Origin of the sequence: Streptomyces armeniacus, from assembly GCF_003355155.1 — a bacterium.
GTDB lineage: Bacteria > Actinomycetota > Actinomycetes > Streptomycetales > Streptomycetaceae > Streptomyces > Streptomyces armeniacus.
Genome location: NZ_CP031320.1, coordinates 7,940,762 through 7,956,666, shown reverse-complemented (window position 1 = coordinate 7,956,666; position 15,905 = coordinate 7,940,762). Strand labels below are relative to the sequence as shown.

General features: G+C 71.4%; 9 protein-coding genes, 1 rRNA gene and 1 pseudogene. 7 read left to right on the top strand and 4 right to left on the bottom strand.

Features of this window, described 5'->3' with window-relative positions; genetic code table 11:
• The first annotated feature begins 195 nt into the window (after window positions 1–195).
• Together rrf and DVA86_RS34405 are read left to right on the top strand one after the other, a co-directional pair.
• Window positions 196–312 (top strand): 5S ribosomal RNA (rrf, locus tag DVA86_RS34410).
• Window positions 313–1,210: 898 nt separating this feature from the next.
• On the top strand, window positions 1,211–2,002 hold the full coding sequence (locus tag DVA86_RS34405; RefSeq protein ID WP_208885589.1) for a tetratricopeptide repeat protein: 792 nt from the start codon (window positions 1,211–1,213) through the stop codon (window positions 2,000–2,002).
• Window positions 2,003–2,074: 72 nt separating this feature from the next.
• On the opposite strand, the gene DVA86_RS34400 is transcribed toward DVA86_RS34405, so the two are convergent.
• Together DVA86_RS34400 and leuA are read right to left on the bottom strand one after the other, a co-directional pair.
• Complete coding sequence (locus tag DVA86_RS34400; RefSeq protein ID WP_208885587.1) at window positions 2,075–3,871, bottom strand: IucA/IucC family protein; 1,797 nt, start codon at window positions 3,869–3,871, stop codon at window positions 2,075–2,077.
• Window positions 3,872–4,084: 213 nt separating this feature from the next.
• Entirely contained in the window at window positions 4,085–5,914 is a 1,830-nt protein-coding gene (gene leuA, locus DVA86_RS34395; RefSeq protein WP_208884146.1) for a 2-isopropylmalate synthase, read from the bottom strand.
• A gap of 295 nt (window positions 5,915–6,209) precedes the next feature.
• On the opposite strand from leuA, the gene DVA86_RS34390 reads away from it, so the two are divergent.
• The 4 genes and pseudogenes from DVA86_RS34390 (at window position 6,210) to DVA86_RS34375 (ending at window position 9,374) form a co-directional block, all read left to right on the top strand.
• Complete coding sequence (locus DVA86_RS34390; protein WP_208884144.1) at window positions 6,210–7,355, top strand: M4 family metallopeptidase; 1,146 nt, start codon at window positions 6,210–6,212, stop codon at window positions 7,353–7,355.
• A 113-nt stretch (window positions 7,356–7,468) separates the two neighbouring features.
• Window positions 7,469–7,735: a protealysin inhibitor emfourin gene (locus DVA86_RS34385; protein ID WP_208884142.1), complete on the top strand. Its 267-nt coding sequence runs from the start codon at window positions 7,469–7,471 to the stop codon at window positions 7,733–7,735.
• A gap of 2 nt (window positions 7,736–7,737) precedes the next feature.
• Window positions 7,738–7,860: pseudogene (locus tag DVA86_RS34380) on the top strand (S-(hydroxymethyl)mycothiol dehydrogenase); the annotation flags it as partial.
• A complete protein-coding gene (locus DVA86_RS34375; protein WP_245997483.1) occupies window positions 7,860–9,374 on the top strand; it encodes an ATP-binding SpoIIE family protein phosphatase in 1,515 nt (504 codons plus the stop codon). The pseudogene DVA86_RS34380 and the gene DVA86_RS34375, both read left to right, overlap by 1 nt.
• 92 nt (window positions 9,375–9,466) lie before the next feature.
• On the opposite strand, the gene DVA86_RS34370 is transcribed toward DVA86_RS34375, so the two are convergent.
• A complete protein-coding gene (locus tag DVA86_RS34370; protein ID WP_208884139.1) occupies window positions 9,467–10,762 on the bottom strand; it encodes an MFS transporter in 1,296 nt (431 codons plus the stop codon).
• 144 nt (window positions 10,763–10,906) lie between these two features.
• Between DVA86_RS34370 and DVA86_RS34365 the strand changes: the two genes are divergently transcribed.
• Window positions 10,907–11,443, top strand: coding sequence for a MarR family winged helix-turn-helix transcriptional regulator (locus DVA86_RS34365; protein WP_208884138.1), 537 nt, complete (start codon window positions 10,907–10,909; stop codon window positions 11,441–11,443).
• A gap of 350 nt (window positions 11,444–11,793) precedes the next feature.
• On the opposite strand, the gene DVA86_RS34360 is transcribed toward DVA86_RS34365, so the two are convergent.
• Window positions 11,794–15,840 carry an amino acid adenylation domain-containing protein gene (locus DVA86_RS34360; protein ID WP_281279367.1) on the bottom strand — a complete coding sequence of 1,349 codons (4,047 nt, stop codon included), beginning with the start codon at window positions 15,838–15,840 and terminating at the stop codon, window positions 11,794–11,796.
• Window positions 15,841–15,905 lie beyond the last annotated feature (65 nt).

Genomic DNA, 15,905 nt, shown 5'->3' with positions numbered 1-15,905 from the left:
GAGATGACCGGGTTGATAGGCCGGATATGGAAGCCTCGTGAGGGGTGGAGTTGACCGGTACTAATAGGCCGAGGGCTTGTCCTCAGATGCTCGCGTCCACTGTGTTGGTTCTGAAACCACAACCAGCAGGCTCATTAATTGAAGAGTGTGCTTGTTCGCTAAGACTCTGGACCCTTTTCGGGGTCCGAATAGAGTTTCGGTGGTCATAGCGTAAGGGAAACGCCCGGTTACATTCCGAACCCGGAAGCTAAGCCTTTCTGCGCCGATGGTACTGCATGCGGGAGCGTGTGGGAGAGTAGGACACCGCCGAACAATTTTTATGGGCCGTTGGCCCTCAGCGTTCACGCGCTGAGGGCCAACGGCCCTTTTTTGTTTTCCGCTCGCTGCGCACCCGCTGTACGGCTGCGCGAGAATGGCTTGCAGTAGCTCGCAGACAGGAGTCACGTCGATGTCCACGAACTCACCCGACGACCGGCCCGAGCGTCGGCCTCGCCAGGGCCAGGGAGGCCCTCGACGAGGCGATGACCGGCCGCAGCCGGCTCGGCGCGACAGTGATCGTGGCAGTGGGGGATACCGGCGCGACGACCGCAGCCGTGAGCGGGACGACCGCGACCGCGGCGACCGTGACCGCGACCGCCGGGACCGAGGTCAGGACCGGGGGCAGGGCGGCGGCCGGACTCCGGACCGTGCGCGCAGTGACCGTGGCCGGGACGAGCGTCCGCGTACCGACCGTGGGCGTGACGAGCGCGGACGGAGCGACCGCGGCCGTGACGATCGCGCGCGTAGCGATCGCGGGCGTGACGAGCGTCCGCGGAGTGACCGGGGCCGTGACGACCGGGGGCGGAGTGAGCGGCCGCGTACCGAGAGCCGGGGCGGAGAGCGGCCGGGGTTCTCGCGCGACCGCGACCGCGATCGGGGCCGGGACGAGCGGCCGCGCGGGCCGCGGCGTACGGACGACCGCAAGGACGGACCGCGCTCGTTCGGCGGTGGCGGTGGCGGTGGCGGCCGGGGCCGCGACGACCGTGACCGCGGGCGCAGTGGAGGTGGCGACCGCCGCGGGGCCTCCGCGGGCGACCGTCGCGGCGGTGGCTTCCGGCGCGACGACCGCGCGGGCGCCGGCGACCGGGGACGTGGCGGCGACCGCCGTGACGCGCGGGGCGGCCGGGACCGGCGCGACGACCGTCGGCCGGACCGTGAGCCGTTGCGCCGTCTGCCCATCCCCGAGGACGTCACGGGGGAGGACATCGAGAAGGACGTACGGCAGGAGCTGATGAGCCTGCCCAAGGGCCTGGCCGACGACGTCGCGAAGAACCTGGTGATGGTCGGCCGTCTCATCGACGAGGACCCGGAGCAGGCGTACGCGTACGCCAAGGTCGCCCTGCGGCTGGCCTCCCGCGTGCCCGCGGTGCGGGAGACGGCGGGGTTCGCGGCGTACGGCGTCGGCAAGTACGCCGAGGCGCTGGCCGAGTTCCGGGCCGCCCGCCGGATGACCGGCGGCGTGCAGCTGTGGCCCGTGATGGCCGACTGCGAGCGCGGCATCGGCCGTCCCGAGCGCGCGCTGGCGATGGCCGGTGAGCCGGAGGTGCAGAAGCTCGACAAGGCGGGCCAGGTCGAGATGCGGCTCGTGGCCGCCGGCGCCCGCCGCGACATGGGCCAGGCCGAGGCCGCCGTCGTCACGCTGCAGAGCTCCGAGCTGGCGTCCAACTCCGTACAGCCGTGGTCGGCGCGGCTGCGGTACGCGTACGCGGACGTGCTGCTGGAGGTCGGGCGCGAGAGCGAGGCCCGCGAGTGGTTCGCGAAGGCGCTCGAGGCAGACCAGAGCGGTGTCACGGACGCGTCGGACCGGCTGGCCGAGCTGGACGGCGTGGAGTTCCTCGACGCCCTGGACGAAGACGAAGACGAAGACAAAGTTGAGGCCGAGGACGTAGGCCAGGACGCAGCGGACGAGGACGCGCCCGACGCGGACGCTGACACGGACGCGGAGGACCCCGAGCGGGACTGAGCGTCTGGGCTGAGGGCGGCACCCCCCTGTTCCGTGCCGCCCCCAGCCCGCTCACGGGCCCGGCCCCGCTCGTCAGCGGAAGCGCGCGATCGGGTTCTCCAGCGTCCCCACCAGCTGGAGCCCGCCCGCCGGGTCCTGCAGGTCGACCATCTGCTGGTTGTCGCGCAGCTGCAGCCGGTTGAGGCAGGACAGCGCGAAGCGGTCGGTGAACAGGTCGTACCGCTCGAAGCGGTCGGCCAGGTGCGGCGCCGACTTCTGGTAACCGGTGACGCAGTCCGCGACCGCCGCCCAGAACGTGTCCTCGTCGAGGACGCCGTCCGTGGTGAGGATGCCGCTGAGGAAGCGGAAGAAGCAGTCGAAGACGTCCGTGAAGAGCGACAGCACCTTCATGTCCTCCGGCACCTCCGCGCGTATGCGCTCGGCCTCCGGCGGCAGCGGCGTGTCCGGGCTCATGACGGCGATCTCCTCGGCGATGTCCTTGAAGACCGCCCGCCGCGGGGCGCCGTGCTCGTCCAGTACGAGGATCACGTTCTCGCCGTGCGGCATGAACACCAGCTCGTACGCGTAGAAGCAGTGCAGCAGCGGCGTGAGGTACGTGTCCAGGTAGCGGCGCAGCCACTCCGCCGGGTCGAGACCGGACTCCCGTATGAGGGCCGCGGCGAACGAGCCGCCGTCGCGGTCGACGTGCAGCAGCGACGCCATGGTGGCCAGCCGTTCGCCGGGCTCCAGCAGCGGTACGGGGCTCTCGCGCCAGAGCGCCGCCAGCATCTTCCGGTACGGCGACCCCTTGGCGGAGGCGGCCTCGTACGCGGCCGGGTGGTAGCCGACGGCGGCGCGTTCGCGGAGGACGGCGAGGCCGGTGGCGCGGAGGACCTCGTCGCGGGCGACGAGCCCGTGCAGCCAGTCGTTGATCGCCGGGGTGGCCTTCATGTACTCGGCGGAGAGGCCGCGTACGAAGCCCATGTTGAGGACGGAGAGCGCCGTCTTGACATAGTTCCGGGACGGTTCGCTGGTGTTGAAGAAAGTACGGATCGACTGCTGCGCGAGATGCTCGTCGTCCCCGTATCCCAGGCAGACGAGGCGGCGCTGCGCGACCTCGGCGGCGAACGTCACCGACAGCTTGTTCCACCACTGCCACGGATGCACCGGCATGAGGTGGAAGTCCGCCAGGTCCAGGCCCAGTTCGGTCATGCGGTCCGCGAAGCGGTCGAGGGTGGCGGGGTCGAGCTCGGCGCGGAGCAGCGTGTCGTGGTCGAGCCCGGCGGACGCCGTGAACGTGGCGTGCGCGCGGTCCGCGGCCAGCCAGATCAGCCGTACGGGGGTCGCGGCCTCGGGCGCGTACGCGTGGTACTCGGCGATGTCGAAGCCGAGGCGGCCGTTGTTCGCGACGAAGCACGGGTGGCCCTCGGTCATCCCCGTCTCGACCGCCTGGAAACCGGAACGGGCCAGCTCGGCCGCGTCCACCGGGGGAGCGGCGAGCTTGAACGCGGTGCCGGACAGGGTGGAGCTGATCTCCTCCAGATAGACCGGGAGCACCTGCTCGCTCAGACCGAGCGCCGTACGGAGCTCGATGACCAGGTCGAGGGCGTCCAGCGGCAGTTCGGCGTCCGAGCCGTCGCCGTCGCCGTCGCCGTCGCTGGCGCCGGTGTCCTCGCCGTGCGGCGCGCTGGCGTGCCGGGTGATGCTTTCCGGGTCGATGTGCCAGTGGTCCAGCGACAGGCGCCTGGCCGCGAAGCGGTACTCGGTGCTGCCGTCGTCGCCGCGCACGGCGTACCGGCCGTCCGGCAGCCGTACGGGCTCGAGGAGCCGCTCGTGCGCGAACTCGGCGAGCGCCTTCCGTACGAGGAGCCGGTTGGCGCGCGCCCACAGCTCGGGGGTGAGGTGGGCGACCGCCGCGGCGGGGTCGGCGGGGTTGGTAGCTTGACGTGTTCACGTAGCGGGGCGGGCGACACCTCGTCAACTCCCGCCCCGCTACGTGAACACGTCAAGCTACCAACAGAACGCGCCCCGCACGCACGGCACATGCCGTACGAGCGGGGCGCGACAACCGGCCTCGTGACCGGGGCACATGCCCCGGGCGTGTCAGTCGCGTTCCGCCCTGTTGACCGCCGAGATGACGGCCTTGATCGAGGCGCGCACGATGTTCCCGTCGATGCCCACGCCCCACAGCACCTTGTCGCCGATCGCGCACTCGATGTACGCCGCGGCCTCCGCGCCCGCGCCCTCGCTCATCGTGTGCTCGACGTAGTCCAACACCCGTACGTCCGCGTGCACGGCGCTGCGCAGCGCGTCCACGAATGCCGCCAGCGGCCCGTTCCCGGTGCCGGTCAGCACCGTGTCCCGGCCGTCCACCACGGCCTCGACGGTGAGCGCGTCCTGCCCCTCGCTGGTGGTCGAGGTCTGCGCGCTGCGCAGGGCGATACGGCCCCAGCTGCCGTCCGGCACGGGCAGGTACTCGTCCTGGAACGCCGCCCAGATCGCCTCCGGCGTGACCTCGCCGCCGTCGGCGTCGGTCATCCCCTGGATGATCTTCGAGAACTCGACCTGCATGCGCCGCGGCAGGGCCAGGCTGTGGTCGTTCTTGAGCACGTACGCGATGCCGCCCTTGCCGGACTGCGAGTTGACGCGGATCACGGCCTCGTACGAACGCCCCACGTCCTTCGGGTCGATGGGCAGGTACGGCACGGCCCACTCGATCGCGTCCACCGTGGTGCCCTGCTCCGCCGCGCCGGCCTCCATCGCCTCGAAGCCCTTCTTGATGGCGTCCTGGTGGGAGCCGGAGAAGGCGGTGTAGACGAGGTCGCCGACGTACGGGTGCCGGGCGTGCACCTCCATCTGGTTGCAGTACTCGGCGGTGCGCTTGATCTCGTCGATGCGCGAGAAGTCGATCTGCGGATCGACGCCCTGCGAGAACAGGTTCATGCCCAGGGTCACCAGGTCGACGTTGCCGGTCCGTTCGCCCTGCCCGAACAGGCAGCCCTCGATCCGGTCCGCGCCGGCCATCAGCGCCAGCTCGGCGGCGGCGACGGCGGTGCCGCGGTCGTTGTGCGGGTGCACCGACAGGCAGACGTGCTCGCGCCGGGACAGGTTGCGGGACATCCACTCGAAGCGGTCGGCGTGCGTGGAGGGCGTCGAACGCTCCACGGTGGCGGGCAGGTTGAGGATGATCTCGCGGCCCTCCTCGGGCTGCCAGACGTCCATCACGCCCTCGCAGACCTCCAGTGCGAAGTCCAGCTCGGTGTCGGTGAAGATCTCCGGGCTGTACTGGTAGCCGAAGACCGTCTCGTCCCCCAGCAGCTTCTCGGCGTACTCCATGACCAGCCGCGTGCCGTCCACCGCGATCTGCCGCACCTCGTCGCGGGAGCCGCGGAAGACCACACGGCGGAAGACGGGCGCGGTCGCGTTGTACAGGTGCACGGTCGCCCGGTGCGCGCCGCGCACCGACTCGACGGTGCGCTCGATCAACTCCTCGCGGGCCTGGGTGAGGACGGAGATCGTCACGTCCTCGGGGATGGCGCCCTCTTCGATGATCGACCGCACGAAGTCGAAGTCGGTCTGCCCGGACGACGGGAAGCCGACCTCGATCTCCTTGTAGCCCATCGAAACCAGCAGGTCGAACATGGCCCGCTTGCGGGCGGGGGACATCGGGTCGATCAGCGCCTGGTTGCCGTCCCGCAGATCGGTGGACAGCCAGCGCGGCGCCTGCGTGATGCGCTTCTCGGGCCAGGTGCGGTCGGGGATGTCGACGGCTTCGTACGGGCCGTACCGGTGAACGGGCATACCGGACGGACGCTGGCGTACGGTCGCGGCGGTGAGCGGCGTCGCGGGCTTCACGCGGCGCGCGGCCGCGCCGTCCTCGCCTGCGGCAGGCGGCGCGGGGCGGGCGGAACGGGAGGAATCAGATGACGTCATGATGCGCGGGGCTCCTGTGAGCTGGTGGCTGAGGGCCGACGAAGGCAGCACCGGTCTCCGCGGGGAGGGGGTCGGCCGTACGACTACAGACCCTCGCCGCGGCAGCTAAGGAGGAGCAGCCCGAAGCGCATGATGTCCACACCGTAACCGACCGCGCCTCTACGCGCCCGGGGCGTATCACTATGCGGGACGCCACAAGTCCTTGATTCCGGACACAACCCCATTTCGTGAATCATCGCAGCGGGGAGTGACAGCGCGATGACCCAGTGCCACATTGCCGGGTATGGACCCAGTCATGGACACAGGCCAGAGCCAGCCGGGCCGCCCGGGCCACCCGGTCCGCTGCGGGATCGTTCCGCCGCACCTCCTGGACCATCTCGCGCGCCTGGACGACCCGGTGTTCGCCGAGCCCGCCCGGCGCACCCTGGAACGGGACGCGGCGCAGCGCACGCGCCGCCGGATCACCACCGTGCGCGGGCTGGCGGCTCCGCCGGGCCCGCGCCGCCCCGCCGACGAGGAGCCGAAGCCGCGCCGCACCATCTACGACGCCCGCGGCAAGGAGGAACTGCCGGGCAGGAAGGTGCGCGCGGAGGGCGCCAAGCCGGTCAAGGACGCCAGCGTCAACCGCGCGTACACGGGACTCGGTGCCACGTTCGAGTTGTTCCTCGCCGCCTTCGCCCGCGACTCGATCGACGGCGCCGGGCTGCCCCTGGACGCGACCGTGCACTACGGCGAGAAGTACGGCAACGCGTTCTGGGACGGCGAGCGGATGGTCTTCGGCGACGGAGACGGCGAGGTCTTCCGCGACTTCACCCTCGCCATGGACGTCATCGGGCACGAACTCACGCACGGCGTCACGCAGTACACCGCCAACCTCGAGTACCTCGGCCAGTCCGGGGCGCTCAACGAGTCCGTCTCGGACGTCTTCGGCTCGCTCATCAAGCAGTACGAGCTGGGCCAGACCGCCGAGCAGGCGGACTGGCTGATCGGCGCGGAGCTGTTCACGGACAAGGTGGAGGGTGTGGCGCTGCGTTCGATGAAGGCGCCGGGCACCGCGTACGACGACGACGTCCTCGGCAAGGACCCGCAGCCCGCCCACATGGACGACTACGTGAACACCTCCTCCGACAACGGCGGCGTGCACATCAACTCCGGCATCCCCAACCACGCCTTCCACCAGCTCGCGACCGCTCTCGGCGGCCACGCCTGGGAACGGGCGGGCCGCATCTGGTACGACACGCTGACCGGCGGGAAACTCAAGCCGGACGCGGACTTCGCGGCGTTCGCCGCCGCCACCGTCGGCGCCGCGCGGGAGCGCTACGGCAGCGGCGAGGAGGAGACCGCCGTACGCGAGTCCTGGGCGGCGGTCGGCGTGCAGGTGGCCCAATCGGCGGCGGCCGAGGGACCCGGGGACTCCGGGGAGGCACAGCCCGTAGGGTGATCCGCCCGTAAGGCCGCACGAACGGCGGCGTACCGTACGGCGTACAGCCGTACGGTACGCCGCCGTTACGACGACACCGTGCGGCCGACGCCGCAGCGCGCGAGGATGGTGCCATGCGTATCACCGTCATCCGGACCGGTGGCTTCGGCGGGCTGACCCGTCGCGCCACACTCGACACACTGGGTCACCCGGACGCCGAACGGCTGATGGCGCTGGCCCGGGACGCGCTGGCGGAGGGCCGTACGGAACGCCCGCTGGGCGTGCCGGACGGTTTCCACTACGAGATCGAGTGCGACGGCGTGACGGCATACTGCGCCGATCCCCGGCTCACCGAGAGCCAGCGCACGTTGATCACACAAGTGCTCAAGGAGGGCGCGTAATCATGGTGCAGCGTGTTCGTGGGTTGGTGGCTCCGGGTCGGGATGAGCCGGTGCGGGTGGAGACGGTGGTGGTGCCGGATCCGGGGCCGGGTGAGGCGGTGGTGGCCGTCCAGGCGTGCGGGGTGTGGGCGTCACCCGCAGCATCGACGCGATCTCCGTCCACGACCTCCTCGGCCAGGTGCCCGCCCTCGCCGCCGTCGTCTACGGCGCCGACCACCGCATCGCGTACGTCAACGACGCCTACGCCCAGGTCTTCGGTCCCCGCACCCCCGGCGCCCCGGCCCGCACCGCGCTCCCCGAACTGGACGAGCTCGGCCTGCTGCCCCTCATGGACCAGGTGCTGCGCAGCGGCCGCCCCCGCACCGTCAAGTCCCGCCGCGTGCAGGGCCGCTCGCGCACCGGGTACTACACCTTCACCTGCACGCCCATCACCACCACCGAGGCCGCCGGCGTCCTGATCTTCGCCGCCGACGTCACCGACCAGGTCGAGTCCGCCGAGCGGCTCCGCTCCAGCGAACGCCGCCAGCGCGAGGCCGCCGTCACGCTGCAACGCAGCCTGCTCCCGCAGGAGTTGGAGCAGCCCGACGATCTCCGCGTCGCCGCCACATACCAGCCGGGCGGTACGGACGCGGCCGTCGGCGGCGACTGGTACGACGTCATCACCCTCGGCGCCGGCCGTACGGCACTCGTCATCGGTGACGTCATGGGCCGCGGCGTGCGCGCCGCCGCCGTCATGGGCCAGCTGCGTACGGCCGTGCGCGCGTACGCCCGGCTCGACCTCCCGCCGCACGAGGTGCTGCAGCTGCTCGACGGGCTCGCCTCCGAGATCGACGCGAGCCAGATCGCCACCTGCGTCTACGCCGTGCACGACCCGAGCGAGGGCCGGCTCAACTACGCGTCGGCCGGACACCTTCCGATTCTTGTCCGGGACGCCGACGGCACGGTCCACGCGACCGCCGAGCCGACCGGTCCGCCCCTGGGCACCGGCGGCTGGATGCACACCTCCGGTTCCGTTCCGCTCGAGCAGGGCGCCACCGCCGTCCTCTACACCGACGGACTCGTCGAGCGCCGCGACGCCGACATCGACGACAGCATCGCCGCACTCGAACGCGCCTTCGCGGGCGCGACCGGCAGCCCGCAGGTCATCTGCGACCGGCTGCTGCGGGCGATGCGCATCACCGCCGAACACGACGACGACGTCGCCGTCCTCGTCCTCCAGCACCCTGCCCGTACGGGACACGAGGCGGAGCTGTTCCGCGGCGCCTCGCTGGACCTGCTCGGCGGCACCGAGGCCGCACCGCGCGCACGGGCCTTCGCCTCCGGCGTGCTCGCCTCCTGGCGGTTCCCCACGGAGCTGCACGACCTCGGCGTCCTCGCGGCCAGCGAGCTCGTCGCCAACTCCCTGCAGCACGGCACCCCGCCCATGCGCCTGCGGCTGCGCCGTACGGACCGGCGGCTCACCATCGAGGTCACCGACGGCGACGACCATCTGCCGCGCCGCCGCCGCGCGGAGCCGGTGGACGAGGCGGGGCGGGGCATCTCGATCGTCGCCACGATCGCCTCGACCTGGGGCTCACGGCGTACGCCCGGCGGGGGCAAGGCAGTGTGGTGCGAGTTCGCGCTGCCGGACGGGCCTTGAACCCGTCCGGTGACGAGGACGGGCCTTGAGTCCGTCCGGTGACGAGGACGGGCGACCGGTGGCGGCGGCCGCGCCGCGGCTGACGACGGTGGTCACGTCGCCACCGGCACCGGCCGCTCCACGGCCGTGGCAGGCACCGCGGCCTTGGCTGCCCGCAGCGGATTGTCCTGCGCCGGGGTGAGGTGCCGCCCCAGCCAGAACGCGAGCACGGTGATGCCGAGCGAGCAGGCGACGAGCAGCGTGACGTACGCCACGTACGCGCCCTGAGCGGCCATCAGGCCGCCCACAGCGGGGCCCACCGCGACCCCCAGCTGTTTCACCAGAGCGAACGCCGAGTTGTACTGCCCGACCATCCGGCTCGGCGCCAGGTCCGCGACGAGCGGGGCGACCGTCGGCGAGAGCATCGCCTCACCGAGACCGAACAGCATGTACGTCGAGATCAGCAGCGCCGTCGCCACCGCCTGCACGTGGGGCACCAGCCCGGAGAACCCGGCTGCCAGCCACGCCACCGTCCAGACCAGCCCGACCAGCGCCACGACCCGGCTCCGGCGCCTGCCCTCGACCAGCCGCAGCACGACGAACTGTGCGAGTGCGATCACCGCGGTGTTCGCGAAGAGGGCCACACCGAGGGTGGACGTCGATATTCCGGTGACCTCGACGCCGTACGCCGGCAGCCCCGACTCGAACTGCCCGTAGCAGGTGAAGAACAGCACGAACCCCATGACGCACAGCAGCAGCATCGCCCGGTGGGACACCAGCTGACGGAAGCCGCCGCGCGGTGCCCCGGCCTCGCCGGGCAGCGACGCGTCCATGCTCACGGCCTTCGGCAGCTTCACGGTGAGCAGCACACCCGCCAGCACCAGGAACATGACGGACTCGACGCAGAACAGCGTCGTGAACGTCCCCGGCCGGTGCTTGTCCACGATCTGACCGCCGAGCAGGCCGCCCACGCCCATCCCCAGGTTGTTGAGGAAGAACTGGGTGGCGAACGCGCGCGACCGCGTAGCCGTCGTCGAGCACCACACAATCATCGTGGCCAGCGCGGGCTGGATCACCGCGACTCCCGCGCCCATCAGTGCGGCAGCCGCCAGCACCGACGGCCCGCTGCTCGCCATCCCCAGCCCGAGCGCGCCGCTGGACGCGGCGGCGACGCCGCCCATGGCCACCGGCATCGGGCCCCGCTGGTCGATCACCCGGCCGACGAGGGGCAGTACGAACAGCGCGGCGGCGGCGAACGCGGCGAGCACGGCACCCGCCGTGGTCGCCCCGAGATCCCGCACCTGCGCCACGTAGAGGAAGAGGTACGGGACGGTGAAGCCGCTGCCGAACGCCGCCAGGGCGTTCCCGAGCTGGATACGGCGCAGGGTCGCGCCCATCGCGGTGGTCACACTCACCTTCCTAGGTCGTCAATGGGGCCCTGCGGTGGCGTTGCCGGCCGCCGCAGGGCCCAAGAGTTCAAAGCTAAAGTTCGACACTAAAGAGTACACAGAGCAAGCCTTCGAGGCTAATCGGTTCCGTGGCATACTCCCGGCATGCCGGAGCTCCAGCCGTCCCTCGACGAGCAGATCGCGATCTACCAGCGCGAGTACCGCGACCTGGACCCCCAGGTGGAGAAGGTCGTGAACGCCATCAGCCGGCTCGACCGGCGGATGGCCGTCGCGTACGGGCGCCAGCTCGCGACGCTGGGCCTGAGCAGCTCGGAGTGGGAGGTGCTGAAGGAACTCGTCATGGCGGGCGAGCCGTACCAGCTCTGGCCCGGCACCATCGCCAAACGCCTCGGCCTGACACCGGCCGCGATGACCCACCGCATCGACCGCATGCTCGGCGAGGGCCTGGTGACACGGGAGCGCGACCCCGACAACCGGGTCCGCGTCATCGTCGGCGTCACGGACCTCGGCCGCGAGAAGTGGCTCCAGGTGATGCGCCAGGCGTCGGTCTTCGAGGAAAGCCTGCTGTGCGACCTGTCCGGTGAAGAGCGCGGCGTACTCGGGGAGTTGCTGACCCGGCTCCTGCGCCGAGTGGAGGACGCACAGCCGGACGCGGGCGGCCGGCTGAAGGACCTGGACTGACACGCGGGGCCTTCCCGGACTTCGATGATCACTCCAGTTGACACGATCTTCGAGGGTCCGTAGTGTCCTCCGGGTTGCCGCCGGACCGTGCTGGTCCGGAGCAGCGAATCCCGCTGTCATGTGACTCCAGTCTTTTGTCGGGCTGTTTTCGTCTGATGGCATCCACTACGCAGTACGGTCTCCCTTCCGCAGGGGCGTTTCCGGCATGCCGAAATCGTCTCGGGAAAACCCCGATTTGGAATCCGGGGAAGGAACCCGCTAACGTAGAGGAACACGAAGGGGAGCGCCCGGAGGGTCCCGGTGAAACGGGTCCGATGGAAGCGTCCGTTCTTTGAGAACTCAACAGCGTGCTAAAAGTCAACGCCAGATATGTTGATACCCCGCCCCCTGTTTTTGTGGGGGGTATGGGCCACCGCACCCGGCGACGACACCGCCCAACGCTCCACCAACCCCGCAACCGACACCTCCGGCCGCACCGCCACACCACCCGCCAGCTCCACCAGCACCCGCTCCCGCTCCCCCGCATCCAGCAGGTCCACCGCTCCGACCCGGAGTGCGGGGTCGTCGGCCAGGGTGGCGACGAGGCGCACGAAGCGGTCGGCGATGGTCTCGGCGGTCTCGCGGTCGAAGAGGTCGGTGGCGTACTCGAGGTTGCCGAGGACGCCGCGGCCGGGCAGGTCGGCCATGTTGAAGAACATGTCGAACTTCGCGGTCTCGGTGCGCACCTGCTCGAACTCGACGCGCAGTCCGGGCAGCGTGAAGTCCTTCCGCGCGAAGTTCTGCCAGGCGAACATCACCTGGAACAGCGGCGAGTACGCGGTGGAGCGCTCCGGGTTGAGGATCTCCACCAGGCGCTCGAAGGGCACGTCCTGGTTGTCGTACGCGGCGAGGGAGCTGTCGCGTACCCGGTCGAGCAGTTCCGCGAACGGCGGGTTGCCGGACAGGTCGGCGCGCAGCACCCACGTGTTGACGAAGAAGCCCACCAGGTCGGCGAGGCCCTCGTCGGTGCGGTTGGCGATGGGCGACCCGATGGTCAGGTCGTCGCCGCCGCCGAGTCCGTGCAGCAGGACGGCGAGCGCGGCTTCGAGGACCATCGAGACGGTCGCGCCGTGCTCCTGCGCGAGCGCCTCGACGGCGGCCACGGTGCCGGGGTCGAGGGAGAACTCGACGACGGCGCCCTCGTGCGAGGCCACCGGCGGCCGGGGCCGGTCGGTGGGCAGCCGCAGCGGCTGCGGCACCCCGGCCAGTTCGCCGTGCCAGTAGGCGATCTGTCCGGACAGCACGCTGTCCGGGTCGTCCTCGTCGCCGAGCAGCTCACGCTGCCACAGCGTGTAGTCCGTGTACTGCACGGACAGCTCCGGCCAGCCCGGTGCCGCGCCTCCGCAGCGGGCGGCGTAGGCGGCGGCCAGGTCGCGGGCGAGCGGCGCCATGGAGGTGCCGTCGCTGGCGATGTGGTGGATCAGCAGCACGAGGACGTGCTCCTGCTCCCCGAGCCGCAGCAGCGTGGCGCCGATCGGGATCTGCGTCGCCAGGTCGAACGGGTGGGAGGCCACCTCGGCCATGGCGTCGGCCAGTTCGCCGGGCGCGACCTGCCGTACGGGCATCTCCAGGCTGACCGCGTCGGCAGCCAGCACCCGCTGGTACGGCACACCGCGGTCGTCCTCGGCGAACACCGTGCGCAGGCTCTCGTGCCGCGCCACCACGTCACGCACCGCCTGTTCCAGCGCGGCGGCGTCGAGCTCGCCGGTGAGCCGCAGCGGGAACGGCGCGTTGTACGTGGCGGACGGGCCCTCGAACTTGTCGATGAACCACAGCCTGCGCTGCGCGAACGACAGCGGTATCCGCTCGGGCCGCTCCTCGGCGCGGCGCAGCGGCGGCCGTACGCGTACGGCACCCGCCGACAGGTGCTCGATCAGCTGCACGACGGTGGGCGCCTCGAACACCACGCGGATCGGCACCTCGACGTTCAGTGCCGCGCGGATGCGGCTGACGAGGCGGGTCGCGAGCAGCGAGTGGCCGCCGAGGCTGAAGAAGTCGTCGTCGATGCCGATGCGGTCCAGGCCCAGCACCTCGGCGAACAGCCCGCACAGCGCCTCCTCCTGCGGCGTACGCGGGGCGCGTCCGGTCGCGGAGCGGGCGAAGTCCGGGGCAGGCAGGGCCCGTTGGTCGAGCTTGCCGTTGGCCGTCAGCGGCACCTCGGCGATGGCGACGACCGTGGCGGGCACCATGTGCTCGGGCAGCCGGTCGCGCAGGTAGCCGCGGAGCCCGCCGACGAGGGTGCCGATACGGCCGGCCGCGGCCGGTTCGTTGGCGAGCGCGCGTTCGCCGCGGCCCGCGGGCACATACACGCCGGTCAGCGGCTCACCCGCGACGGGCCCGGCCGGGAAGAGCACCGCGTCGAAGCACTCGGCGGCGGTCGCGTTCCAGGTCAGGGCCGCGCCCCAGCCGTGCTCGGCCGCCCAGGCACGCAGGTCCTGCGGGTCGAGCGGCGGGCCCGGTACGGCGGCGGGCGACGCGATGTCGGCGGCCGCCGCGTCGGCGACCTCGCCGGTGAGCCGCGCGTTGGGGATGCGTACGACCCGCACCGGGCCGTTCTCCGGCGACCGGAAGTGGTCCGCGAGGTCGGCGAGGGAGTCGGCCTGGAGCCCCCAGGACAGCTCGGGCAGCCCGGCGAGGTGCCGGGCGCCGTCGGGCGACTTGTGCAGCACGACCTCGTAGCGGTGCCGGGTGAGCTCGTTGTGCGGGCGGCCCGGCTTGAGCCGGATGTCGACACCGCCTGCGCCGTGCCGCTCGGCCCAGCGGGTGAACCACTCGGGGTCGAGGACGAGTTCCTTCTCCATCAGGATGGCGCGGGCGACCGCGGCGCGGGTGACGGAGGGCTGCGACTCGGGGTGCAGGGCACGCTGCACGCCGGTGCGGAACAGCTTCAGCGAGGCCGCGTTCCGCACGTCGCCGACGAGGATGCGGCCGCCGGGCGCGAGCAGCGCCATGGCCTGCGCGAGCACGTGGTCGAGGTAGCCGGGGTCCGGGAAGTACTGGACGACGGAGTTGAGCACGACGATGTCGAAGTGCTCGCGGGGCAGCCCGGTGATGTCGTCGGCGTTCTGGTGCCGCAGCCGTACGCGGTCGGCGAGGCCGGCGTCGGCGACCTGTCCGTGCAGCCGGTCGATGACGGCGGCGGACATGTCGGTGCCCCAGTACTCGTCCACGCCGGCGGCGATCCGGGACATGAGCAGGCCGGTGCCGACGCCGAGTTCGAGGACGCGGCGCGGCGCCCAGCAGGTGATGCAGTCGACGGCGGCGTCCCGCCACTCGGCCATCTCGGCGAGCGGGATGGGGCGTCCGGTGTAGCTGGAGTTCCAGCCGGTGAAGTCCTCGCCCCAGGCGGCCTCGGAGGCGGAGTAGACCTGGTCGTAGATCTGCTCCCACTCGTCGACCTGCTCCTCGGCGACGGCCGTGTCGGCGGCGTCGTCGCTGGGTACGACGTAGCCGACGAGGCGGCGTTCGCCGAGCTGGTCCTCGTTCCAGGTGACGACGGCGTGGGCGACGCCCTGGTGGGCGGCGAGTGCCGTCTCGATCTCGGCGGGTTCGATGCGGAAGCCGCGGATCTTCACCTGGGAGTCGGCGCGGCCCTGGAACACCAGGCCCTCGTCCGGACCCCACGTCACCACGTCCCCGGTCCGGTACATCCGCTCACCGGGCTCCCCGAACGGGCACGCCACGAAGCGCTCACCCGTCAGGGCCGGACGCCCGGCGTAGCCGCGCGCCAGGCCCGCACCACCGATGTACAACTCCCCCGCCACACCCGGCAGTACGGGACGCAGCGCCCCGTCCAGCACGTAGACCCGCATACCGTCCATCGGACGGCCGATCGGCACCGGTTCCGGAGCGGGGCCTTCGGGGATGGGGAAGCAGGTCGCGAAGGTGGTGGTCTCCGTCGGCCCGTACCCGTCCACGACCTTGAGCCCGGGGCAGGCGGCACGTACGCGCTCCACGGCGGCCGGGGAGACGACATCACCGCCCGTCCACACCTCCGCCACGCCGGACAGGCAGTCGGGCCGCTCGTCCGCGACGACCTTGAACAGCCCCGCGGTCAACCAGAGGGCGCTCACCCGGTGTTCGGCGACGACCTCGGCCAGGACGGAGGCGTCCAGCTTCCCCGGCGGCGCCACCACCACCGTGCCCCCGCCCAGGAGCGGCGCCCACAGTTCGAATGTCGCCGCGTCGAAGGCCTGCGCCGAATGCAGCAGCACCCGCTCGTGCGCACCACCGCAGAACCGCGCGTCCCGCGCCAGCCCCACCACCGCACGATGCGTGACCGCCACACCCTTGGGCACACCCGTCGAACCCGACGTGTACATCACATACGCCAACGCATCCGCCGACACCGCAGGCATCTCGACCAACGGCCATGATGAGAAGGTGTGGGGGAGTGGAGATAGTGGATGGATTTTTTTTTTTT